Raw genomic sequence first — 22,010 nt, 5'->3', positions numbered from 1 at the left:
GATGGACATGGACGCCGGCGCATTCGAGGCCCTCGTGATCGAGGAGCTGGACCTGCTGCCCGACGACATGGTGGACCGCCTCGACAACGTCGTGTTCGTGGTCGAGGACCGCCCCGAGGACGGCAGTCTCGACCTGCTGGGGATGTACGACGGTCTCGCACTGACGGAACGCACACAGTACGGCATGGGCGAACTCCCGGATCGGATCATCGTCTACCGCGAGCCGCACCTCGCCCAGTGCGAGACCCTCGATGAACTGCGCGACGAGATCCACACGACGCTCGTGCACGAGATCGCGCACTTCCACGGCATCGACGATGCGCACCTGCACGAGCTGGGATGGGCGTGACGATGAGCACGGCACTCCCCGATCTCGACGAGAGCACGGATCTGTCCGCCGCGCCGCTCGAGCCCTGGCAGGTCGTCGTCTGGAACGACCCGGTGAACCTCATGAGCTACGTGGTCCGTGTCTTCCGCACCTACTTCGGCTACACCGAGGAGCACGCCACCGCACTCATGCTCGCCGTGCACAACGAGGGCCACGCGATCGTGGCGACAGGGCCGCGCGAGACGATGGAGGTCCACGCGCAGGCGATGCACGACTACGGGCTCTGGGCGACCGTGCGGAAGGCATCCGCATGACCGCCCCCCTCATCCTCACCGTCGCCGCCATCGAGGGCGCCCAGCTCCTGCGGATCGTCGACGACTTCCTCGCCCTCATCGCCGAGCAGGATCCGAATGACCCCGCGATCGCCCGACTGACGCCCAACCCCTATCCCGACGACGAGGGGGCCGCCGCCGCGTTCGCAGCGGCCACTCGCGACGACGTGACCGACCGGCGTGTCCTGGATGCGCGCACCGTGCGGTCGGCGCTCTCCGCCTTCGACCCGGAGGCGCCGCTCACGCCGGAACAGGCCCGCGAGCCCCGGGAGGTGACGATCCGGCGAAGCGACATCGACGCCTGGCTGCGCACCCTCACCGCCATCCGTCTGGTGATCGCGACGCGGCTCGGCCTCACCGTGGAGGAGCCCGTCGCGGGTGGTGAGGCGATGGCCGTGTACGACTGGCTCGGCTACCGGCTCGAACTGCTCATCGAAGCGGCCGACGACATCGGGGCCTGAGACCGGATACCGGCGGTCACGGCACCGTGACGATGCGCGTCGCCAGCTCGCGCGGGTGGTGCTGCAGGAGGTGCTGACGCTCCTGCGCCGCCCACCGCTCCCAGTGCGGTCGGTACGTGTCGCCGTCCCTCGCGAGCGCGCGCGCCTTTCGCGACTCCTCCCCCGCCTCCACCCAGATGCGGACATCGGCGAGGTCGGCCGTCGGCGGACGGAGGATGCCGCTGCCTTCGACGATCACACCGAGCGATGGGTCGACGGCATGACTCTCCGCCTCCGTGTTCTGCTCCCAGTCCCACCGACGCCAGGAGCCGAGCAGGCCCCGCCCGTGCGGCCGCAGGATTCCGTCCACCGCTCGCTCCACGCCGGACTCCAGGCCGTCCCAGCCCGGGTACAGCGAGTCGAGGGCGATGACCTGCACCCGTCCGACGAGCGGCCAGTTCCGCGCGAGCAGCTCCGCCAGCGAGGTCTTGCCAGCACCGCTCCCGCCGTCGATGACCACCATCGGGTTCGCCGCAGCGAGGCCGCGGATGTCCTGCGCGATCAGTGCCGCGGCCTGGCGAAGCGCCGCCGCGACGGGATCGTCACTTCTTGAGGGCACGGATGATGCGCGTGAGGGCACGACCGGTGACCCACACGAAGGGCACCGCCACGACGAGCAGCGTCACGATGTTCGGCTCGAAGCGGAGCCCCTCCTCGCGGCGCACGTAGACGCCGACGGGAATCGAGACACCGCCCCCACCGCCGCCCTCGGCACCGTCGCCGCTGCCGCCCCCGAAACCGGAGTAGGTGAATGCGACCGGCGTCACGCTCACGCCGTCGACATCCTGCGGCTCACCGTACGCGCTCTTCACGCCGAAGGACGCGACCTGCTTCCCGAGTTCCAGTGCAATGTTCGGCATGCTCCCACGGTAGCCGACCCCGCCCGCGTGCGCGCCCCTCAATCCGCGATGCCGTGGTCTTTCGGATGCCGCGCGGCCCCGCGACCCTCGCCGCGACCGATGTGACGCGCGCGGCTGATCGTCGCCGTCCCGAAGCGGGCGATCGCCTCGTCCACCGCCCCCTCCACGCGGCGCCAGTCCTCGTCGTCGTCCCAGAGCGCCAGGGCGGAGCCGCCCGCCGGCTGCAGTCTCTCGGCCCGCACGCCGACCAGACGGATCGGATCGCGCCGATCGATCTGCTCGAACAGAGTCTGCGCCGCTTCCCCGATGCGCTGGCTCACGGCGGTCGGGTCGCTCAGGGTCTGCGACCGGGTGACCGTGCGGAAGTCGGCGAAGCGGATCTTGATCGACACGGTCGACGTCTCCCACCCGGCACGACGCAACCGCGCGCCCACGCGATCGGCCAGCCGCAACAGCTCCGCACGCAGGAACGCGCGGTCGTCGACATCGACGTCGAACGTCTCCTCGTGTCCGATACTCTTCTCCACGCGCTCGGTGTCCACCGCCCGCGCATCCCGGCCCCACGAGAGCTGCGCCAGCCGCGCACTCAGCGCCGGGCCCACTGCACGGTCGAGCATGTCGGCCGTGGTCGCCCTGATGTCGCCGATCGTACGGATGCCTCGCGCCTCCAGCGCCTCCGCCGCCTTCGGCCCCACACCCCACAACGCGCGCACCGACCGCGGGGCCAGGAAGTCGAGCGTCTCCGCGGCCGATACCACGAGCATGCCGTCGGGTTTCGCGATCGTCGACGCCATCTTGGCGACGTGCTTCGTCTCGGCCACGCCCACAGAGCACGTGATGCCGACCTCCGCCGAGACGCGCTCCCGGATCTGCGCGGCGATCCTCGCCGGGCTCCCCCACAGCCGACGCACGCCCTGCACATCGAGGAACGCCTCATCGACGGACAGGGGCTCCACCAGCGGGGTGAACGACTCGAAGATCGCCATCACCTGGCGCGAGACCGCCTGATAGCGGGGGAAGTGCGGCGGTACCACCCTGGCCGTCGGGCACAGGCGGAGAGCCTGCGAGACGGGCATCGCGGACCGCACGCCGTAGCGCCGCGCCTCGTACGAGGCGCTGGAGACGACGGAACGACCGTCCGGCGAGCCGATGATGAGGGGCAGGCCCCGCAGACTCGGATCGTCGAGCACCTCGACCGCGGCGTAGAACGCGTCCATGTCGACATGCAGGATGCGGGTTCCGGTGTCGTCGGCATCGGCCGCGGACACCATGCGCCCTCTGCCGTCACCGTGTCCCATGCATCCATTCTCTCCCGGGCCCCGGACACGAGGCCCGGGAGAGACGGCTACTGGGCAGCGCGCTCGAGGATGAGCTCGCGCACGCGTGCGGCGTCGGCCTGACCCTTCATGGCCTTCATGACCGCACCGATGATCGCACCGGCGGCCTGCACCTTGCCGTCCTGGATCTTCGCCATCACGTCGGGCTGTGCGGCGAGGGCCTCATCGATCGCCGCGACGAGCGCGCCGTCGTCGGACACCACGGCCAGGCCCCGGGCATCGACCACCTGCTGCGGACTGCCCTCGCCGGCGATGACGCCCTCGAGCACCTGGCGGGCGAGCTTGTCGGTGAGGGTCCCCTCGTCGACGAGCTTCTGCAACGCTGCGACGTTCTCCGGGGTGATTAGTTCCGTAGCGTCCTTCTCCTGCGCGTTCGCCAGGCGGCTGATCTCACCCGTCCACCACTTGCGCGCGGTCGCCGGCGACGCGCCCGCCGCGATCGTCGCCTCGACGGCCTCGAGCAGGCCGCCGTTGCGGACGTCCTGGAACTCGAGCGGCGTGAAACCCCACTCGGCCATGAGCCGGCGGCGCCGGGCGACGGGCTGCTCGGGCAGTGCCGCGCGCAGCTCCTCGATCAGCTCCGGTGCGGGCTGCACTGGGAGGAGGTCCGGCTCGGGGAAGTACCGGTAGTCGTCCGCGTCGGACTTCGGACGGCCCGGCGAGGTGGTGCCGGTGTCCTCGTGCCAGTGGCGGGTCTCCTGGATGATCGTGCCGCCGTCGGCGAGGATCTGCGCCTGGCGCTGGATCTCGTACCGGACGGCGCGTTCCACGGAGCGCATCGAGTTGACGTTCTTCGTCTCGGTACGCGTGCCGAGCTTCTCCTGCCCCCGCGGACGCAGCGACACGTTGGCGTCGCAGCGCAGGTTGCCCCGCTCCAGCCGGGCCTCCGAGATGCCCAGACCGCGCACGATGTCGCGGATCGCCGCCACGTACGCCTTCGCCACCTCCGGCGCCCGGTGCTCGGTGCCGAAGATCGTCTTGGTGACGATCTCCACCAGCGGCACCCCTGCGCGGTTGTAGTCGACCAGCGAGTACTCCGCGCCCTGGATGCGTCCGGTCGCGCCGCCCATGTGGGTGAGCTTGCCCGCGTCCTCCTCCATGTGCGCGCGCTCGATCGGGATGGTCACCATGGTGCCGTCTTCGAGCTCCACCTCGACCGACCCCTCGAACGCGATCGGCTCGTCGTACTGCGAGATCTGGTAGTTCTTGCCGAGGTCGGGGTAGAAGTAGTTCTTTCGCGCGAACCGGCTCGACTCCGCGATCGAGCAGCCCAGTGCGAGTCCGAGGCTGATCGACGAGCGCACGGCCGTCTCGTTCACGACCGGCAGCGACCCGGGCAGACCGAGGTCGACCGGGGCGATGAGCGTGTTGGGCTCGGCGGCGTGATACGCCTCGTTCGCCGGGTTCGGCGCGTCGGAGAACATCTTGGTGTTCGTGTTGAGCTCGACGTGCACCTCGAACCCGAGCACAGGCTCGAACAGCTCGAGAGCCCTGTCGAAGTCCATCAGCTTGGCTGCGGCGGCCATCAGCGGTTCCCTCCTGCGAGCTGCGGTGCGCGGGTGAGGAGCGGTGCCCCCCACGAGTCGACGAGGAGCGTCTCCAGCGCCGCTCCCACGCGGTAGAGACGGGCATCCTCCCTGGCCGGAGCCAGGAACTGGATGCCCACGGGCAGGCCGTCGTCGTCGGACAGGCCGCTCGGGATCGAGATGCCGGGCACACCCGCGAGGTTCGCGGGGATCGTGGTGATGTCGTTGAGATACATCTGCAGCGGATCGTCGATCTTCTCGCCGAGCTTGAACGCCGTGGTCGGCGCCGAAGGCGTGGCGATCACGTCGACCTGGCCGAAGGCGGCGGCGAAGTCCTGCTGGATGAGCGTGCGGACCTTCTGGGCGCTGCCGTAGTACGCGTCGTAGTAGCCCGCGGACAGCGCGTAGGTGCCGAGGATGATGCGTCGCTTCACCTCGTCGCCGAATCCGGCGTCGCGCGTGGCGGACATGACGTCCTCGACCGTGGGGTTGCCCTCCGGCGTCACGCGCAGACCGAAGCGGACCGAGTCGAACTTCGCCAGGTTGCTGGACGCCTCCGCCGGGAGGATCAGGTAGTACGCGGCGACGCCGTACTCGAAGTGCGGCGCGTCGATCTCGACGATCTCGGCGCCCTGAGCCTCCAGGAGCGCGAGGGCGCTGCGGAACGACGCGGCGACCCCCGGCTGGAAGCCGCTGTCGGGAAGCTCGCGGATGACACCGACGCGGAGACCTCTGAGGCCGTCCCCGCTCGCACCTTCACGCGCTGCAGCGGCGAACGACGGCCACCGCTCGTCGAGCGACGTCGAGTCCTTCGAGTCGTGGCCGCCGATCGCATCGTGCAGCAGACCGGCGTCGAGCACCGTGCGGGTGACCGGGCCGACCTGGTCGAGGCTCGACGCGAGGGCGATCGCGCCGTAGCGGCTGACTCCGCCGTACGTGGGCTTCACCCCGACCGTGCCGGTCACGTGAGCAGGCTGACGGATCGAGCCGCCCGTGTCCGAGCCGAGCGCGAGCGGGGCCTCGAACGCGGCCACGGCGGCGGCCGAACCGCCGCCGGATCCACCGGGGATCCGGTCGAGATCCCAGGGGTTCCGCGTCGGGCCGTACGCGGAGTGCTCCGTCGACGAGCCCATGGCGAACTCGTCCATGTTCGTCTTGCCGAGCGGGATGAGACCGGCCGCGCGCGAGCGGGCGACGACGGTCGCGTCGTACGGCGACCGGTAGCCCTCGAGGATGCGCGAGCCGCTGGTGGTCGGCTGGTCGGTGGTGACCAGGACGTCCTTGATGGCGAGCGGGACCCCCGCGATCGGGCCGAGCTCCTCCCCTGCCGCACGGCGTGCGTCGACGGCAGCGGCCGCGTCGAGCGCGTGCTCGTTGATGTGGAGGAACGCGTGCACGTCGCCGTCGACCGCGGCGATACGGTCCAGGTGCGCCTGGGTGGCCTCGACGCTGGAGACCTCACGCGCCGCGAGCTTGTCGGCGAGTTCCGCCGCGGTCAGCCGGATGATGTCGCTCACTGCTCTTCTCCCAGGATCGCGGTCACCCGGAAGCGGCCGTCGGCGGCGTCGGGGGCGTTCTGCAGCACCTGCTCGTGCGTGAGCGTCTGCCCGACGACGTCAGGACGGAAGACGTTGCTCAAGGGGATCGGGTGGCTCGTGGCGGCGACGTCGGCCGTGGCCACCTCCGACACCTTGGCGATGTTGTCGACGATGGCGTCGAGCTGGCCCGTGAGCCGCGTCACCTCGTCGTCGTTCAGCTGGATGCGCGCGAGCACGCCGAGATGGCGCACAAGATCAGGGGTGATTTCAGACACGACCCCAGTCTAGTTGGGGTGCCGTCGCCCGCTCGGCGCGTCGCGGCGCGCATAAGCTGGGCGCGTGAGCACGTTCCAGCCTCCTCGCCCGTGGATCGCCAGCTACGCCGACGGCGTCCCCGAGGATCTCGCCCCCGTCACCGGTTCCCTCGTCGACATCGTCGCCGCGTCCGCCCGCGACTACCCCGACGCTCCCGCGCTGCAGTTCTTCGGCCGTGAGACCACGTACGCCCGACTGCAGGATGCGATCGACCGGGCCGCCACCGGACTCCGCGACCTCGGCGTGCGTGCGGGCGACCCGGTCGCGATCGTGCTGCCGAACTGCCCACAGCACATCATCGCCTTCTACGCCGTGCTGCGTCTGGGCGCCGTCGTCGTCGAGCACAACCCGCTCTACACGCCGCGCGAGCTGCGGAAGCAGTTCGAGGATCACGGCGCCAAGCACGCGATCGTGTGGAACAAGGTCGTCGCCACCGTGCAGGACTTCCCCGCCGACCTCGCCGTGACGAACCTCGTCTCCGTCGACGTGACGCGCGCGATGCCCGCCCTCACCCGCTTCGCTCTGCGGCTGCCCGTCGCGAAGGCGCGCGAGTCCAGGGCAGCGCTGACCGAGCGCGTGCGCGGAACCGTGGTGTGGGACTCGCTCGTGGCCTCCGACCCGCTTCCGGCGTCGCATCCGAGACCGAACACGGACGACCTCGCGATCATCCAGTACACCTCGGGCACCACCGGAACTCCGAAGGGCGCCGCGCTGACGCACCGCAACCTGCTGGCGAACGCGGCGCAGGCGCAGGCATGGGTGCCGTCGATCCAGCGCGGCAAGGGCTGCGTGGTGTACGCCGTGCTGCCGATGTTCCACGCCTACGGGCTGACGCTGTGCCTCACGTTCGCGATGTCGATGGGGGCGCGGCTCGTGCTGTTCCCCAAGTTCGACCCCGACCTCGTGCTCGATGTCGTCAAGAAGCACCCCGCCACCTTCCTCCCGCTCGTGCCCCCGATCGCCGACCGGCTGCTCGCGGCCGCGCAGGCGAAGGGCGTCTCCCTGGACGGCATCGAGGTCGCGATCTCCGGGGCGATGGCCCTGCCGCACGAGCTGGTCGTCCCCTTCGAGGCCGCGACCCACGGGTACCTCGTCGAGGGCTACGGGCTGAGCGAGTGCTCGCCCGTGCTGATGGCGAACCCCGTGGCCGACAACCGCGTGCCGGGCACCGTCGGCCTCCCCCTCCCCGGAACGGAGTGCCGCGTGGTCGACCCCGAGGACCCGACGCAGGACGTACCGGCGGGGTCGGCGGGCGAGCTCGTCGTCCGCGGCCCGCAGGTGTTCTCCGGCTACTACGGCAAGCCGGAGGAGACCGACGCCGTGTTCGTCGACGGCTGGTACCGCACGGGAGACATCGTCACGATCGACGAGGCCGGCTTCGTCCGCATCGTCGACCGCATCAAGGAGCTCATCATCACCGGCGGCTTCAACGTCGCCCCCACCGAGGTCGAGAACGCGCTGCGGCAGCACCCGTCGGTCGTGGACGCCGCCGTCGTCGGACTGCCCAGCGAGCACTCGGGCGAGGAGGTCGTCGCCGCGATCGTCGTCGACGGCGGAGCCGACGTCGACGTCGAAGCGATCCGCGCGTACGCCCGCAGCATCCTCACCCCGTACAAGGTGCCGCGCCGCGTGTTCGTGGTCGACGAGCTGCCGAAGTCGCTCATCGGCAAGGTCCTGCGCCGCCAGGTCAAGGAGAAGCTGCTCGCGCTCACCACCGGCGCCTGAGCCGTCTGCACAGGTGGTGGCGGCCGGCGCGCGCTACCCTTGGGAAGTGACCCCTGAAGACGCAGTGCCCACCGACGCCCCCGACGAGTCCCCCGCAACCCCCGGATTCGAGGAGCTCGGCATCACCGGGCCCGTCCTCAAGGCCATCCGAGACCTCGGCTACGAGACCCCCTCCCCGATCCAGGCCGCGACGATCCCGACCCTGCTGTCGGGTCGCGACGTGGTGGGCATGGCGCAGACCGGTACCGGCAAGACCGCGGCCTTCGCGCTCCCCGTGCTGGAGCGCCTCGACACCGCACAGAAGACCCCGCAGGCCCTCGTGCTCGCCCCCACGCGCGAGCTCGCGCTGCAGGTGTGTGAGGCGTTCGAGTCGTACGCCTCACGCATGAAGGGCATTCACGTGCTGCCCGTGTACGGCGGTCAGGGGTACGGCGTGCAGCTGTCGGCGCTGCGCCGCGGTGTGCACGTGGTCGTCGGAACCCCCGGTCGCATCATGGACCACCTCGCCAAGGGCACGCTCGACCTCTCGGAGCTGCAGTACCTGGTGCTCGACGAGGCGGACGAGATGCTGAAGATGGGCTTCGCGGAGGATGTCGAGCAGATCCTCGCCCAGACGCCGGAGGAGAAGCAGGTCGCGCTGTTCTCCGCCACGATGCCCGCCCAGATCCGGCGCCTCGCGCAGCAGTACCTCCGCGACCCCGAGGAGATCACGGTCAAGTCCAAGACCGCGACCAACACGAACATCACCCAGCGGTACCTCGTGGTGTCGTACGCGCAGAAGGTGGACGCCCTCACGCGCATCCTCGAGGTGGAGAACTTCGACGGGATGATCGTCTTCGTCCGCACCAAGAACGAGACCGAGACGCTCGCGGAGAAGCTCCGCGCTCGCGGCTACTCCGCCGCCGCGATCAACGGCGACGTGCCCCAGGTGCAGCGCGAGCGCAGTGTCAACCAGCTCAAGGACGGCAAGCTCGACATCCTGGTCGCGACCGACGTCGCCGCGCGCGGTCTCGACGTGGAGCGCATCAGCCACGTCATCAACTTCGACATCCCCACCGACACCGAGTCGTACGTGCACCGCATCGGTCGGACCGGGCGCGCCGGGCGGACCGGCGACGCGATCAGCTTCATCACCCCGCGCGAGCGCTACCTGCTGAAGCACATCGAGAAGGCCACGCGTCAGACGCCGACGCAGATGCAGCTGCCGACCACGGAGGACGTCAACACCACGCGCCTCGCGCGCTTCGACGACGCCATCACGACCGCGCTGTCCGAGACCGCCCGCATCGACGCGTTCCGCGACATCATCGCCCACTACGTGCGCCACCACGACGTGCCGGAGAGCGATGTCGCCGCGGCTCTCGCCGTGGTCGCGCAGGGTGAGCGTCCACTCCTCCTCGACCCCGCGGACGACCCGCTCGCCCGAGCTGTCGCCGCCGACAACCGTCCTCCGCGTGAGCGCGCACCGCGCGACGCGCGGGAGACGCGTGAGCCCAGGGAACGCCGGGGCCGTGGCGACTATGCGGCGTACCGCATCGAGGTCGGACGACGGCACCGCGTGGAGCCGCGGCAGATCGTCGGCGCGCTCGCGAACGAGGGCGGCCTCGGTCGCGACGACTTCGGCGCCATCAACATCCGCCCCGACTTCTCGATCGTGGAACTGCCGGCCAACCTCGACCCCGCCGTCCTCGAGAAGCTCCGCGACACCCGCATCTCCGGGCGGCTGATCGAGATCGCGCCCGACCGTGGCCCCGGGGCACGCCGGGGAGCTGCGCGCGACCGCGGGAACGACGACAGCGCGGGCCGCGGCTACCGCGGTGACCGCCATGACCGTGACGATCGCGGACCCCGCGGTCCCCGCGAGGACAAGCCGTTCCGGAAGCCCCGTCACAAGAGCTGATCGTGCGTATCGACCGTGCGGACCGCCGAGACGTCGCGGGGCTCGCGCTGCTCAAGTGGCAGGACGTGCCGGACGAGCTGACGGCGGGACGGTCGTTCGACGAGTTCACGGCGAAGCTCGCCGCCTGGTGGAGCCTCCACGAGGACACGCACTCGGCGTTCGTGGCGAGGGCGGACGACGGCGACCCCGTCGGGGTCGCCTGGGTCGCGATGCTCCCCCGGGTGCCGCGCCCCGGGGCCGCGGACCGGGTCTCGGCCGACGTGCAGAGCGTGTTCGTGCTGCCGGAGCACCGCGGGCGCGGGACCGGGCGAGCACTGGTCGCGGCGGCGTGCGCTCACGCGGTGTCCCTCGGCGCAGGACGCGTCACCGTGCACTCGAGCGAGGAGGCCGTGACGCTGTACCGCGGGCTCGGCTTCGCCGACTCCCCTCGGCTGCTGCAGTTCCTGCCTCCCACGGAAACCTGACCCGCGGGCACCCGTTCAGCCGAGGGCGTCGGGTCCCTCGGTCACCAGCAGGTGGAACTGTGCAGCGTCGAGGATGCGGATGCCCAGTTCCTCGGCCTTCGCGAGCTTGGAGCCGGCGCCCGGACCTGCCGCGACGAAGTCGGTCTTCTTCGACACGCTCGACGCGGCCTTGCCCCCCGCCTTGATGATCGCCTCCTGCGCTCCCTCGCGCGTGTAGCCGTCGAGCGAACCCGTCGCGACGACCGTGAGCCCGTCGAGCACTCCGCCCTCGGCGACCGCAGCCCCGGGCCCCGGGTGCCCCGGCGTCGCCCACTGCACCCCCGCCTCGCTCCAGCGCCGCACGATCTCCTGGTGCCAGTCGACCTCGAACCATGCGAGCAGCGAGTCGGCGATGATCCCGCCGACGCCCTCGACCGCGGCGAGCTCCTCCCGGGAGGCCGCCCGGATCGCGTCCAGCGAACCGAACCACTGCGCGAGGGCTCGAGCCGCCACCGGGCCCACGTGACGGATGTTCAGCGCGACGAGGAGTCGCCACAGGTCTTTCGTCTTGGCCTTCTCGAGCTCGGCGAGGAGCGTGAGCGCCTGCGAGGAGGGCTGGGGGCCCTCGCGCCCCGCCTTCCTCTCGGCCGCCGTCGGGTTCCGGCGGAACGGCGCCCTCGTCTTCACGAGGCCGTCCTCGTCCTCACGCGGCAGCCCGGTCTCGGCATCCCGGACCACGACCTCGATCGGTACGAGCTGGTCGAGCGTCAGCGCGAACAGCCCGGCCTCCGTCTCCAGCGGCGGCACGGCGGGTGACGTCGGCTGCGTGAGGGCCGCGGCCGTGACCTCGCCCAGCGCCTCGACGTCGAGCGCGCCGCGCGACCCGATGTGCTCGACACGCCCGCGAACCTGTGCGGGACACGAGCGCGCGTTCGGGCAGCGCAGGTCGATGTCGCCCTCTTTCATCGGCCGCAGCGGTGTTCCGCACTCCGGACAGTCGGCAGGCATCACGAACTCGCGCTCGGTGCCGTCCCGCTTCTCCACGACCGGCCCGAGCACCTCGGGGATCACGTCACCCGCCTTGCGCAGCACCACGGTGTCGCCGATGAGCACGCCCTTGGCCTTCACGACGTCCTTATTGTGCAGCGTGGCCTGACGCACGACCGACCCCGCGACGTGCGCGGGCGCCATCACCGCGAACGGGGTCGCCCGGCCCGTGCGTCCGACCGACACCACGATGTCGAGGAGCGTCGTCTGCACCTCCTCCGGCGGGTACTTGTAGGCGATCGCCCACCGGGGTGCCCGGCTGGTCGCGCCGAGCTCGTCATGCAGCTCCAGCTCGTCGACCTTCACCACGATCCCGTCGAGCTCGTGCTCGATGTCGTGCCGGTGCTCGCCGTAGTACTCCACGAAGTCGACGACCTCATCGATGCTGCGGCACACCCGCGTGTGCGGGCTCGTCGGCAGGCCCCATTCAGCCAGCAGGTCGTACACCTGGCTCTGCGCGGCCACCGGCGGCTGTGCCCAGGCGCCGATTCCGTGCACGTACAGCGCGAGCGACTCGATCCGCAGAAGCCCCGCCTCCAGTTCGAGCCCGTCCTTCTTGTCGATCTGCTGGCGCAGACCACCGCTGGCGGCGTTGCGCGGATTCGCGAACGCGGGGAACCGACGTGCCGCAGCCGTGCGCGCCTTCTCCTCGTCGAACGGCTTCTTCACGCCGCCGCGCGCCTCCCACCGGGCGAGCGCGTCGCCGTAGGCGCGCTCGCGGAAGGCGGCCTGCGCGGCGTTGAGCCGTTCGAACGCCGCGACCGGGATGAACACCTCGCCGCGGACCTCGACGATCGGCGGATGCCCCTCACCACGCAGTCGCTGCGGGATCTCCGGCAGACGGAGCGCGTTCTCCGTCACGATCTCGCCCACCCGGCCGTCACCGCGTGTGGCGGCGGAGGTGAGCACCCCGTTCTCGTAGCGGAGGTTGATCGCGAGCCCGTCGATCTTGAGCTCGGTGAGCCAGTCGACGTCACGACCGGCCGCCGCGCGGGTCTTGGCCGCCCACTCCCGCAGCTCGTCGACGGAGAACACGTTGTCGAGGCTGAGCATGCGCTCGGCGTGCTCGATCGTGGCGAGACCGGTGGCCTCCGCCGCTCCCACCATCTGCGTCGGCGAGTCCTGACCCTGCAGTTCGGGGTGCAGGCGCTCCAGCTCTTCCAGACGCCGCATCCACCCGTCGTAGGTCGCGTCGTCGACGAGCGAGGTGTCGCGTCCGTAGTAGGCGTCTTTGGCCTCGAGGATGCGGGTCGTCAGCTCCTCGGCCTCGACCCGAGCGTCTTCCAGTGAGATGTTCTCCGCCACCTGCTCAGTCTAGGAGCGGCCGCCGACATCCGCCGGGATCAGACGCCGACCGGAACCGCCGAGACCGTGGTGTCGATCGTGAACTGGCCCAGCACGCGCGTGCCGACGTACAACACCGCGGTCTGCCCCGGTGCGACGCCGTCGAGCGGAACCTCCGGAGCCACACGGACGCCGTCCGCGGTCACGGTGGCCGTGGCGGGAACGGGGTCGGCGTGCGCGCGGATCTGCACGTCGCATGCGAAGGACGACTCCACGGGCGCCGCGCCGGCCCAGCTGAACCGCTCCCCCGCGATCTCGGCGATCGCGAGCGCCTCCTTCGGCCCGACGACCACGGTGTTGGACACCGGCCGGACCTCCAGCACGAACCGGGGCTTGCCGTCCGCGGCCGGCACCCCGAGCTTGAGCCCTCGCCGCTGCCCCACCGTGAAGGCGTGCGCGCCCTCGTGCTCGCCGACCACCGCGCCGCTGCGGTCGACGATCTCCCCGGTCTCCGCACCGACCTTCTCCGCCAGCCACCCGCGCGTGTCGCCGTCCGGGATGAAGCAGATGTCGTGGCTGTCGGGCTTCTGGGCGACGGTCAGGCCCCTGGCTGCCGCCTCAGCGCGCACGACCGCTTTGGAGGGCGTCGTGCCGAGCGGGAAGTAGGTGTGCGCGAGCTGCTCGGCAGTGAGCACACCGAGCACGTACGACTGGTCCTTGGCGTTGTCGGATGCCCGGTGCAGCTCCCGGCCGTCCGGCCCCTCGAACAGGGTGGCGTAGTGCCCCGTGCAGACGGCGTCGAAGCCCAGCTCGATCGCCCGTTCCAGGAGCGCGGCGAACTTGATCTTCTCGTTGCAGCGCATACAGGGGTTCGGGGTGCGCCCGGCGCGGTACTCGGCGATGAAGTCGTCGATCACGTCGTCACGGAACCGCTCCGAGAAGTCCCACACGTAGAAGGGGATCCCGAGCAGGTCGGCGGCGCGGCGCGCGTCGAGCGCGTCCTCGATCGTGCAGCAGCCGCGGCTGCCCGTGCGCAGCGTCCCGCCCGCGCGGGACAGGGCGAGGTGCACGCCGACGACGTCATGCCCGGCCTCGACCGCCCTCGCCGCGGCGACGGCGGAGTCGACGCCGCCGCTCATCGCCGCAAGGATCCGCATGGGTCCAGTCTACGAGCGCGCAGCTGAGCCGGCGCCGGACGCACGCGCATACGCGTCCGCGATCACCGACAGCACGGCGTCCACGTCATCATCGCGGGAGGTGCGCCCCAGAGAGAAGCGCAGCACGCTGCGGGCGTCTCGCTCCGACCGGCCCATCGCCATCACCACGTGGGAGGGCTCCGCGACCCCCGCCTGACAGGCCGAGCCGGTGGACACCGATACCCCGGCGACGTCGAGGAGGAAGAGCAGGCTCTCCCCCACGGCCCCCGGGAACAGCAGCTGCGCATTGCCCGGCAACCGCACGTGCGGGTCGCCCAGGAGCTCGGCGGCGGGCACCCGCGCGCGAACGCCCTCGACGAGGCGGTCACGCAGAGCACGCAGCCGCCGCGCCTCCTCCTCGCGCTCGCTCTCGGCCAGCTCGACCGCGGTGGCCAGCGCCGCCGCGCCCGCCACGTCCTGCGTGCCCGCCCGGAGTCCCCGCTGCTGTCCACCGCCGCGCAGCAGCGGAGCGAGACGAGCCGACCGGGCGACCAGCAGTGCGCCGGCCCCGACCGGAGCACCCACCTTGTGGCCCGCGATGCTCAGCGCGACGAGCCCGCCATGACCCTCCGCCGACCCGCGCAGGCCCCGGAAGGAGAGCGGCACGTGGCCCAGGGCCGCGACCGCGTCGAGGTGCAACGGCACGCGGTTGTCGGCCGCGGCCGCCGCGAGGGCGGCCACATCGTTGATCGTGCCGGCCTCGTTGTTGGCGACCAGAGCCGTCGCGAGCGCGGCACCCGGAAGCGCGGCGGCGAAGCGGGGGTCATCGATGCGCGCCTCCGGCGACACCGGGACCGCGCGGACCTCCGCGCCCTCCGCGGCGAGAGCCGCGACGGTGTCCATCGTGGCGTGATGCTCCCCGTCGGGCAGCACGATCGCGGTGGTGCCCGCGTCCCGTGCGCGCCAGAGCCCCTGCACGGCGAGGTTGATCGACTCCGTGCCCCCCGAGGTGAACACGACCTCGATCGGGTCGGCGTGGAGCACCGCGGCGAGCCGCTCCCTCGACTCCTCCAGCAGGCGCCGCGCGTCCTGTCCGGCGCCGTGCGTCGACGAGGCGTTGCCCACGACGGTCGCCGCCTCGAGCCAGGCGTCGCGGGCCTCCGCGCGCAGAGGCGTGGTCGCCGCGTGATCGAGGTAGTGCCGCATACCTCGATTCTCCCCCGATCCCCGGTCGTGCGGACACTGTCGTGCCTCTGGGACCGGGTCCGCGCCGACATGAGACTGAAATGCAACACGCCTAGGGTGTATTCATGCCTGACTCCCGCGTCCCCGTCGTCCCCGGCGGATCGGCCCTCGACGATCTCGGCGTCCGCCTGCACGACGGCGGCGGCACCCTGCGGGTCTGGTCGGGCAACGCCTCGTCGATGGAGCTGGTCGTCTTCGACGCGACCGACCTCGACTGGGTCACGGACCAGGCCGCGCTCGAGCGTCGGCCGGGCGGCGTGTGGGAGGTCACGTCTGCCCTGCTCCAGCCAGGAACCCGGTACGCGGTCCGCGTGGGAGGGCCGCACGGCCCCGGCAACACGTTCAACCCCGAGACGCTGCTGCTCGACCCCTACGCGAAGGGCCTCGCCCAGGGACACGGCTACCAGGAGTGGCGGTCGGTGGTCATCGTCGACGGCTTCGACTGGGGGAACACGAGCAAGCCGCGCATCCCGCTCGATCGCACCGTGATCTACGAGGGCCATCTCAAGGGCATGACCAAGCGCCACCCCGAGGTGCCGCCCGCGCTGCACGGCACGTACGCGGGTCTCGCACACCCCGCGATGATCGAGCACTTCCACGCGCTCGGCATCACCTCCGTCGAGCTCCTGCCCGTGCACGCCTTCGTGCCGGAGCCGCGCCTGCTCGAGCGCGGCCTCACCAACTACTGGGGCTACAACACCCTCAACTACTTCACGCCTCACGCCGCGTACGCCACCGAGGACGCCCGCAAGCGCGGACCGGAGGCGATCATCGCCGAGTTCAAGGGCATGGTGAAGCTGCTCCACGAGGCCGGGCTCGAGGTCATCCTCGACGTCGTCTACAACCACACCTCGGAGGAGGGCATCGGCGGCCCGCGCTCGAGCCTGCGCGGTATCGACAACGCGAGCTACTACCGGCAGGACGGGAACGGCGTCTACATCGACACCACCGGGTGCGGCAACACGCTGGACACCAGCACCGACGCCGGCGCCCGCCTCGTCCTGGACTCGCTGCGGTACTGGGCGGAGGAGATGCAGATCGACGGTTTCCGCTTCGACCTCGCGACCGCGATCGCCCGAGACGCCGCCCACACATACAACCCGGAGCATCCGCTGCTGCGGGCGATCGCCGCCGACCCCGTGCTCGCCGACACCAAGCTCATCGCCGAGCCGTGGGACGTGGGGCTGGGCGGCTGGCAGACGGGCAACTTCCCCACGGGGTGGCACGAGTGGAACGACCGCTACCGCGACCGGGTGCGCAACTTCTGGCTGAGCGACATCGACTACGCCCGTCGCGCCTCCGCCCCGGTGGGCATCGGCGGCTTCGCCACGCGCCTCGCGGGCTCCTCCAACACCTTCAGCGAGGAGCGCGGTCCGCTCGCCAGCATCAACTTCGTCACGGCGCACGACGGCTTCACGCTCCACGACCTCGTCTCCTACGACGTCAAGCACAACGAGGCGAACGGCGAGAACAACCGCGACGGCGCCGACACCAACCGCGCCTTCAACCACGGCGTCGAGGGCCCCACCGACGATCCTGCGATCCTCGCTGCCCGCCGGAAGGCCATGCGCAACCTCCTGGGCACGGTCCTGCTGTCCGCGGGCATCCCCATGCTCACCGCCGGCGACGAGGTCGGGCGCACTCAGCGCGGGAACAACAACGCCTACGCCCAGGACTCTCCGCTCACGTGGCTCGGATGGGAGCTGGAGCCGTGGCAGCAGGATCTGCGCGCGCACGTCACGCGACTCATCCGGCTGCGCCAGGAGAATCCCGCGCTGCGCCCCAGCCGCTACGCCCGGCTCGGCGAGCACATCCCGAACGCCTCGGTCATGGACTGGTACGACCAGAACGGCGAGACGATGGAACCGGGGCAGTGGAACGATCCCGGCAACCGCACGCTGCAGTACGTCGCCGCCTCCACGCCCGACACCGAGGCGGCGAACCGCATCCTCCTGATCGTGCACGGCACGGAGGCGCCGATCGACGTGCGACTGCCGCTGGAGATCGACGGCGCGAACCGGTTCGTCTCGCTCTGGTCGAGTGCCGACGAGCACCCCTCCGCGCACGCGGAGGTCTTCGAGCCCGGCGACGTCCTGTCCGTTCCCGGCACTTCGATGCGCCTGTTCCGCGTCGAGTGATAGCACGGTTCTGCGCCCGGGTCGAGCGGTAGGCTCCGGCACACCGGAGCGGTAGATTCGCACTGTGACTGCACGTGCTGGTACCCGGCCCCCGGCTCTCCGGAGCCCCGCTCAGATCCCGCCGCGCGAGTTCGACGGCGCCGACCTCCCCGGCGAGCTGCGCACGACGCGGATCCCGCTCCTCGACGGCTCGCCCTCGGTCCCCGGCGGCTTTCCCGCGAAGGCGTTCGCCGGCGAGGTCGTGCCGTTCCGGGTGGTGTCGTTCCGGGAAGGGCACGACCTCATCGGCGTGCACGTGCGCCTCACCGCCCCCACCGGAGAGCAGAGCCTGCACCGTCTGACCGCGCTCGCGGACGGCACCGACACGTGGACGGTCTCGATCGCGCTGGACCTGGAGGGTCCGTGGCGGTATCGCTTCGAGGCCTTCTCCGACGACTACGCCACCTGGGCGCATGCCGCACGGCTCAAGCTCGCCGCCGGCGTCGATGTCCCGGTCGTGGCCGCACTCGGCGCCGAGCTGCTGGCCAGGGCCGCCGCCGAGAAGGACCGGCCAGCGGCCCAGCGTCGCCGCCTGCGCGAGGGCGCCGAGGCGCTGCGCACGGGAGACGCCGCGATCGCCGCCTCCCTCGCGGCAGACCCGGAGCTCGCGGTCGTCTTCGCCGAGCGTCCCCTGATGTCGCTGCGCTCCGCCTCTGCGGACCAGCACCTCCACGTCGATCGCACGCGAGCAGGGGTGGGTGCCTGGTACGAGTTCTTCCCCCGCTCGGAGGGGGCGCGGCGGCTGAAGGACGGCTCGGTGCGGAGCGGCACCTTCCGGACGGCTGCGAAGCGGCTCCCCGACGTGGCGGCCATGGGGTTCGACGTGATCTACCTCGTGCCCATCCACCCCATCGGCTCGACCAACCGCAAGGGACGCAACAACACGCTGGTGGCCGAGCCGGGCGACCCCGGCTCCCCGTACGCGATCGGTGCGGCCGAGGGCGGGCACGACGCCATCCATCCCGACCTCGGTAGCGCCCAGGACTTCCGGGCCTTCGTCCGGGCTGCCGAGAAGGAAGGGCTCGAGGTCGCGCTCGACCTCGCGTTGCAGGCGTCCCCCGACCACCCGTGGGTCCGCGAGCATCCGGAGTGGTTCACGACCCTGCCGGACGGCACGATCGCCTACGCGGAGAACCCGCCCAAGAAGTACCAGGACATCTATCCGCTCAACTTCGACAACGACCCCGAGGGCATCGCCTCGGAGATGCTGCGGGTCGTGCAGCACTGGGTGGCACAGGGCGTGCGCATCTTCCGGGTGGACAACCCGCACACGAAGCCGCTCCGGTTCTGGGAGTGGCTCATCCGCACCGTGAACGAGAGCGATCCGGGGGTCGTGTTCCTCGCGGAGGCCTTCACCCGTCCCGCCGTCATGCGGGCGCTCGCTGCGGTGGGATTCCAGCAGAGCTACAGCTACTTCACCTGGCGCAACACCAAGGCGGAGCTGGAGGAGTTCCTCACCAGCATCTCCCACGACACCGCGGACTACATGCGACCGAATCTGTTCGTGAACACGCACGACATCCTCACCGAGTACCTCCAGTTCGGCGGCCGGGCGGCCTACCGCATCCGGGCCTGCATCGCGGCCACCGCGGGGCCGGTGTACGGGGTGTATGCGGGATACGAGCTCTTCGAGAACGTGGCGCGTCCCGGCTCGGAGGAGAACATCGACAACGAGAAGTACGAGTACAAGTTCCGCGACTGGCGCGGTGCCGAGGAGCGCGGTGAGTCCCTCGCCCCGCTGCTGCGTCGGCTCAACGCGATCCGCGCCGAGCATCCGGCGCTGAGGCAGCTGCGGAACCTGGAGACCCACTGGAGCGACGACGACGCCGTCCTGGTCTACAGCAAGCACCTCGATGCGGCGTTCACCGGCACGGGACAGGCAGACACGATCATCGTGGTCGCGAACGTCGACCCGCACTCGGTCAGGGAGACCACGGTCCACCTCGACACGACCCGCTGGGGTGTCCCCCCGGGCGAACCGTTCGAGGTCGAGGATCTGCTGACCGGCAGTGTCTGGACCTGGAGCGACCACAACTACGTGCGGCTCGACGCCTTCGCCGAGCCGGTGCACATCCTGAAGGTGAGGGAGAGAGCATGAGCTTTGCCGAAGAAGCGATCGCATCCGCCGAGTGGGTCGCCGTCGCCGAGGGACAGCACCACGATCCGCACGCCGTGCTGGGAACCCATCCCGCCGAGGACGCCGCGGGGCGGACGGTCACGATCATCCGCGCCCGCCGCCCGCTGGCCTCCTCCGTCGCCGCCGTGTTCGCCGACGGCACCCGGCTCGAGCTCTCGCACGTGACCCACGGGCTGTGGGAGGGCCGTCACCCCGGGCCGCCCGTCCCCTATCGACTGGCGACGCGCTACCGCGACGTGGACGACGAAGCGATCACCGGCGACCCGTACCGTCACTCCCCCGCGCTCGGCGAGCTCGACCTGCACCTCATCGCGGAGGGACGGCACGAGCGGCTCTGGGAGGTGCTGGGAGCGCATCCCACCACGCACGGCGGCGAGGCGGGTGTCGCGTTCGCGGTCTGGGCGCCGAACGCCAGCGCCGTACGCGTGGTCGGAGACCACAACGGGTGGAACGGCGAGACGCACGCCATGCGGTCGATGGGCGTGAGCGGCGTCTGGGAGTTGTTCATCCCCGACCTGCCGCTCGGCACCCGGTACAAGTACCAGATCCGCACCCGCGCCGGTGCGTGGATCCTCAAGGCCGACCCGATGGCGCTCGCCGCGCAGCTGCCGCCGGAGACCGCGTCGGTCGTCACCGCCTCGACCTATGCGTGGCAGGACGGCGCGTGGATGACCCGGCGCGCCGCGACCCACGCGGTCGCGCAGCCGCTCTCGGTCTACGAGGTGCACCTGGGCTCCTGGCGGGGCGGTCTCGGCTACCGTGAGGTCGCCGATCCCCTCATCGAGCACGTGCAGCAGACGGGGTTCACCCACGTGGAGTTCCTCCCGCTCGCCGAGCACCCGTTCGGCGGCTCCTGGGGCTACCAGGTCAGCGGGTACTACGCGCCGACGAGCCGCTACGGCACGCCGGACGATCTGCGCTACCTCATCGACCGCTTGCACCAGGCGGGCATCGGCGTGATCCTCGACTGGGTCCCCGGCCACTTCCCGAAGGACGAGTTCGCGCTCGCCCGCTTCGACGGCCAGCCCCTCTACGAGCACCCCGATCCCCGCCGCGGCGAGCATCAGGACTGGGGCACGCTCATCTTCGACTACGGTCGCCCCGAGGTCCGCGGCTTCCTCGTCGCGAACGCCCTCTACTGGCTGGAGGAGTTCCATGTGGACGGGCTGCGCGTCGACGCGGTCGCCTCGATGCTGTACCTCGACTACTCGCGCCGCGACGGCGAGTGGGAGCCCAACGTCCACGGGGGTCGCGAGAACCTCGAGGCGATCCGGTTCCTCCAGGAGGTGAACGCCACCGCCTACCGCCTGCACCCCGGGATCCTCATGATCGCGGAGGAGTCGACGAGCTTCCCCGGCGTCACCGCGCCCACGGATCACGCGGGACTCGGGTTCGGGTTCAAGTGGAACATGGGCTGGATGAACGACTCGCTGCAGTACATCGCCCGCGACCCGATGTATCGCGCGCACCATGAGGGCGAGATGACGTTCTCGTTCGTCTACGCCTTCGGCGAGAACTACGTGCTGCCCATCAGTCACGACGAAGTGGTGCACGGGAAGGGCAGCCTGCTCGCGAAGATGCCCGGCGACCACACGCACAAGCTCGCCAACGTCCGCGCCTACCTGGCCTACATGTGGGGACACCCGGGCAAGAAGCTGCTGTTCATGGGCCAGGAGTTCGGGCAGCTCGCCGAGTGGTCGGAGGGGCGCGAACTCGACTGGTGGCTGCGCGAGCAGCCCTCGCACGCCCAGCTGCAGGACTTCGTCGGCGCGCTCAACGGCGTGTACCGCGCCCAGGCGCCGCTGTGGGAGCGTGACAGCGACGGATCGTCGTTCACGCGGCTCGGCGCCCCCAGCTGGGACCCCTCCGTGATCGCCTTCGAGCGGCGCGACGCCCACGGCGGGCGGCTGGTGGTCGTGAGCAACTTCGCCGGGGTCGAGCGCACCGACTACCGACTCGCACTCCCCCGCGAGGGCGTGTGGCAGGAGGTGCTCAACTCGGACGCCGCGGAATACGGAGGACACGGATCGGGCAACCTCGGGATGGTGGTCGCCGTGCGCGACGACAGCGGCACCGCGACGGCGGCGATCACGCTCCCCGCACTGTCGACCCTCTGGCTGCGTTACCAGCCCGAGCCGCACGTCCCCACCGTCAACAACGGCTGAGCTGCGCCGGCCGCG

At 70.9% G+C, this 22,010-nt stretch carries 18 protein-coding genes; 9 read left to right on the top strand and 9 right to left on the bottom strand.

The genetic code is table 11. The features are described 5' to 3' along the window. The first annotated feature begins 1 nt into the window (after position 1). Genes KV394_RS13370 through KV394_RS13360 form a run of 3 tightly spaced genes read left to right on the top strand, consistent with a single transcriptional unit; the run spans position 2 to position 1,121 of the window. Positions 2 to 349, top strand: coding sequence for a metallopeptidase family protein (locus KV394_RS13370; RefSeq protein ID WP_136031862.1), 348 nt, complete (start codon positions 2 to 4; stop codon positions 347 to 349). A 2-nt stretch (positions 350 to 351) separates the two neighbouring features. Next, positions 352 to 642 carry an ATP-dependent Clp protease adapter ClpS gene (clpS, locus tag KV394_RS13365; RefSeq protein WP_136031860.1) on the top strand — a complete coding sequence of 97 codons (291 nt, stop codon included), beginning with the start codon at positions 352 to 354 and terminating at the stop codon, positions 640 to 642. Then, positions 639 to 1,121: a DUF2017 family protein gene (locus tag KV394_RS13360; protein WP_136037382.1), complete on the top strand. Its 483-nt coding sequence runs from the start codon at positions 639 to 641 to the stop codon at positions 1,119 to 1,121. Before clpS ends, KV394_RS13360 begins: the two co-directional genes overlap by 4 nt. A gap of 16 nt (positions 1,122 to 1,137) precedes the next feature. On the opposite strand, the gene KV394_RS13355 is transcribed toward KV394_RS13360, so the two are convergent. The 6 genes from KV394_RS13355 to gatC are packed head-to-tail and all read right to left on the bottom strand — an operon-like array spanning position 1,138 to position 6,696. Then, positions 1,138 to 1,719: a nucleoside/nucleotide kinase family protein gene (locus KV394_RS13355; RefSeq protein WP_247981643.1), complete on the bottom strand. Its 582-nt coding sequence runs from the start codon at positions 1,717 to 1,719 to the stop codon at positions 1,138 to 1,140. Further along, positions 1,703 to 2,020 (bottom strand): hypothetical protein, encoded by a 318-nt coding sequence (locus KV394_RS13350; protein ID WP_136031854.1) that lies wholly within the window; start codon positions 2,018 to 2,020, stop codon positions 1,703 to 1,705. The genes KV394_RS13355 and KV394_RS13350 overlap by 17 nt, the downstream gene beginning before the upstream one ends. Before the next feature lie 38 nt (positions 2,021 to 2,058). Beyond that, positions 2,059 to 3,318, bottom strand: a complete 1,260-nt coding sequence (locus KV394_RS13345; RefSeq protein WP_247981642.1) for a DNA polymerase IV — start codon at positions 3,316 to 3,318, stop codon at positions 2,059 to 2,061. Positions 3,319 to 3,365: 47 nt separating this feature from the next. Then, positions 3,366 to 4,883, bottom strand: a complete 1,518-nt coding sequence (gatB, locus tag KV394_RS13340) for an Asp-tRNA(Asn)/Glu-tRNA(Gln) amidotransferase subunit GatB (protein WP_247981641.1) — start codon at positions 4,881 to 4,883, stop codon at positions 3,366 to 3,368. Next, on the bottom strand, positions 4,883 to 6,400 hold the full coding sequence (gene gatA, locus KV394_RS13335) for an Asp-tRNA(Asn)/Glu-tRNA(Gln) amidotransferase subunit GatA (RefSeq protein ID WP_136045263.1): 1,518 nt from the start codon (positions 6,398 to 6,400) through the stop codon (positions 4,883 to 4,885). The genes gatB and gatA overlap by 1 nt, the downstream gene beginning before the upstream one ends. After that, the gene (gene gatC / locus KV394_RS13330) at positions 6,397 to 6,696 is read right to left on the bottom strand and encodes an Asp-tRNA(Asn)/Glu-tRNA(Gln) amidotransferase subunit GatC (protein WP_136031845.1); all 300 of its coding nucleotides are present in this window, start codon (positions 6,694 to 6,696) and stop codon (positions 6,397 to 6,399) included. The genes gatA and gatC overlap by 4 nt, the downstream gene beginning before the upstream one ends. A gap of 64 nt (positions 6,697 to 6,760) precedes the next feature. Between gatC and KV394_RS13325 the strand changes: the two genes are divergently transcribed. Genes KV394_RS13325 through KV394_RS13315 form a run of 3 tightly spaced genes read left to right on the top strand, consistent with a single transcriptional unit; the run spans position 6,761 to position 10,825 of the window. Next, positions 6,761 to 8,461: a long-chain-fatty-acid--CoA ligase gene (locus tag KV394_RS13325; protein WP_136037386.1), complete on the top strand. Its 1,701-nt coding sequence runs from the start codon at positions 6,761 to 6,763 to the stop codon at positions 8,459 to 8,461. 46 nt (positions 8,462 to 8,507) lie between these two features. Beyond that, positions 8,508 to 10,361: a DEAD/DEAH box helicase gene (locus tag KV394_RS13320; RefSeq protein WP_407665445.1), complete on the top strand. Its 1,854-nt coding sequence runs from the start codon at positions 8,508 to 8,510 to the stop codon at positions 10,359 to 10,361. 2 nt (positions 10,362 to 10,363) lie between these two features. Further along, a complete protein-coding gene (locus tag KV394_RS13315) occupies positions 10,364 to 10,825 on the top strand; it encodes a GNAT family N-acetyltransferase (protein WP_247981640.1) in 462 nt (153 codons plus the stop codon). Between the two features lie 15 nt (positions 10,826 to 10,840). On the opposite strand, the gene ligA is transcribed toward KV394_RS13315, so the two are convergent. Genes ligA through KV394_RS13300 form a run of 3 tightly spaced genes read right to left on the bottom strand, consistent with a single transcriptional unit; the run spans position 10,841 to position 15,477 of the window. Next, the gene (gene ligA, locus KV394_RS13310; RefSeq protein WP_247981639.1) at positions 10,841 to 13,156 is read right to left on the bottom strand and encodes an NAD-dependent DNA ligase LigA; all 2,316 of its coding nucleotides are present in this window, start codon (positions 13,154 to 13,156) and stop codon (positions 10,841 to 10,843) included. 38 nt (positions 13,157 to 13,194) lie between these two features. Continuing rightward, positions 13,195 to 14,292 (bottom strand): tRNA 2-thiouridine(34) synthase MnmA, encoded by a 1,098-nt coding sequence (mnmA, locus tag KV394_RS13305; protein WP_247981638.1) that lies wholly within the window; start codon positions 14,290 to 14,292, stop codon positions 13,195 to 13,197. Between the two features lie 9 nt (positions 14,293 to 14,301). Further along, positions 14,302 to 15,477, bottom strand: a complete 1,176-nt coding sequence (locus tag KV394_RS13300; protein WP_247981637.1) for a cysteine desulfurase family protein — start codon at positions 15,475 to 15,477, stop codon at positions 14,302 to 14,304. Positions 15,478 to 15,581: 104 nt separating this feature from the next. Between KV394_RS13300 and glgX the strand changes: the two genes are divergently transcribed. The 3 genes from glgX (at position 15,582) to glgB (ending at position 21,995) form a co-directional block, all read left to right on the top strand. Beyond that, entirely contained in the window at positions 15,582 to 17,654 is a 2,073-nt protein-coding gene (gene glgX, locus KV394_RS13295) for a glycogen debranching protein GlgX (protein ID WP_247981636.1), read from the top strand. Positions 17,655 to 17,718: 64 nt separating this feature from the next. Continuing rightward, positions 17,719 to 19,791, top strand: a complete 2,073-nt coding sequence (locus tag KV394_RS13290; RefSeq protein ID WP_407665444.1) for an alpha-1,4-glucan--maltose-1-phosphate maltosyltransferase — start codon at positions 17,719 to 17,721, stop codon at positions 19,789 to 19,791. After that, the gene (glgB, locus tag KV394_RS13285; RefSeq protein ID WP_247981635.1) at positions 19,788 to 21,995 is read left to right on the top strand and encodes a 1,4-alpha-glucan branching protein GlgB; all 2,208 of its coding nucleotides are present in this window, start codon (positions 19,788 to 19,790) and stop codon (positions 21,993 to 21,995) included. The genes KV394_RS13290 and glgB overlap by 4 nt, the downstream gene beginning before the upstream one ends. The last annotated feature ends 15 nt before the right edge of the window (positions 21,996 to 22,010 follow it).

The sequence above is a fragment of the Microbacterium sufflavum genome, assembly GCF_023101165.1.
GTDB lineage: Bacteria > Actinomycetota > Actinomycetes > Actinomycetales > Microbacteriaceae > Microbacterium > Microbacterium sufflavum.
This window is presented reverse-complemented; position numbering and strand designations above follow the sequence as displayed.

Bases quoted from the DNA above. Each gene is read 5' to 3' on its own strand.
- KV394_RS13345 (WP_247981642.1), bottom strand. From the start codon at position 3,318: ATGGGACACGGTGACGGCAGAGGGCGCATGGTGTCCGCGGCCGATGCC.
- mnmA (WP_247981638.1), bottom strand. From the start codon at position 14,292: ATGCGGATCCTTGCGGCGATGAGCGGCGGCGTCGACTCCGCCGTCGCC.
- KV394_RS13360 (WP_136037382.1), top strand. From the start codon at position 639: ATGACCGCCCCCCTCATCCTCACCGTCGCCGCCATCGAGGGCGCCCAG.
- KV394_RS13350 (WP_136031854.1), bottom strand. From the start codon at position 2,020: ATGCCGAACATTGCACTGGAACTCGGGAAGCAGGTCGCGTCCTTCGGC.
- clpS (WP_136031860.1), top strand. From the start codon at position 352: ATGAGCACGGCACTCCCCGATCTCGACGAGAGCACGGATCTGTCCGCC.
- glgX (WP_247981636.1), top strand. From the start codon at position 15,582: ATGCCTGACTCCCGCGTCCCCGTCGTCCCCGGCGGATCGGCCCTCGAC.
- glgB (WP_247981635.1), top strand. From the start codon at position 19,788: ATGAGCTTTGCCGAAGAAGCGATCGCATCCGCCGAGTGGGTCGCCGTC.
- KV394_RS13370 (WP_136031862.1), top strand. From the start codon at position 2: ATGGACATGGACGCCGGCGCATTCGAGGCCCTCGTGATCGAGGAGCTG.
- gatB (WP_247981641.1), bottom strand. From the start codon at position 4,883: ATGGCCGCCGCAGCCAAGCTGATGGACTTCGACAGGGCTCTCGAGCTG.
- KV394_RS13300 (WP_247981637.1), bottom strand. From the start codon at position 15,477: ATGCGGCACTACCTCGATCACGCGGCGACCACGCCTCTGCGCGCGGAG.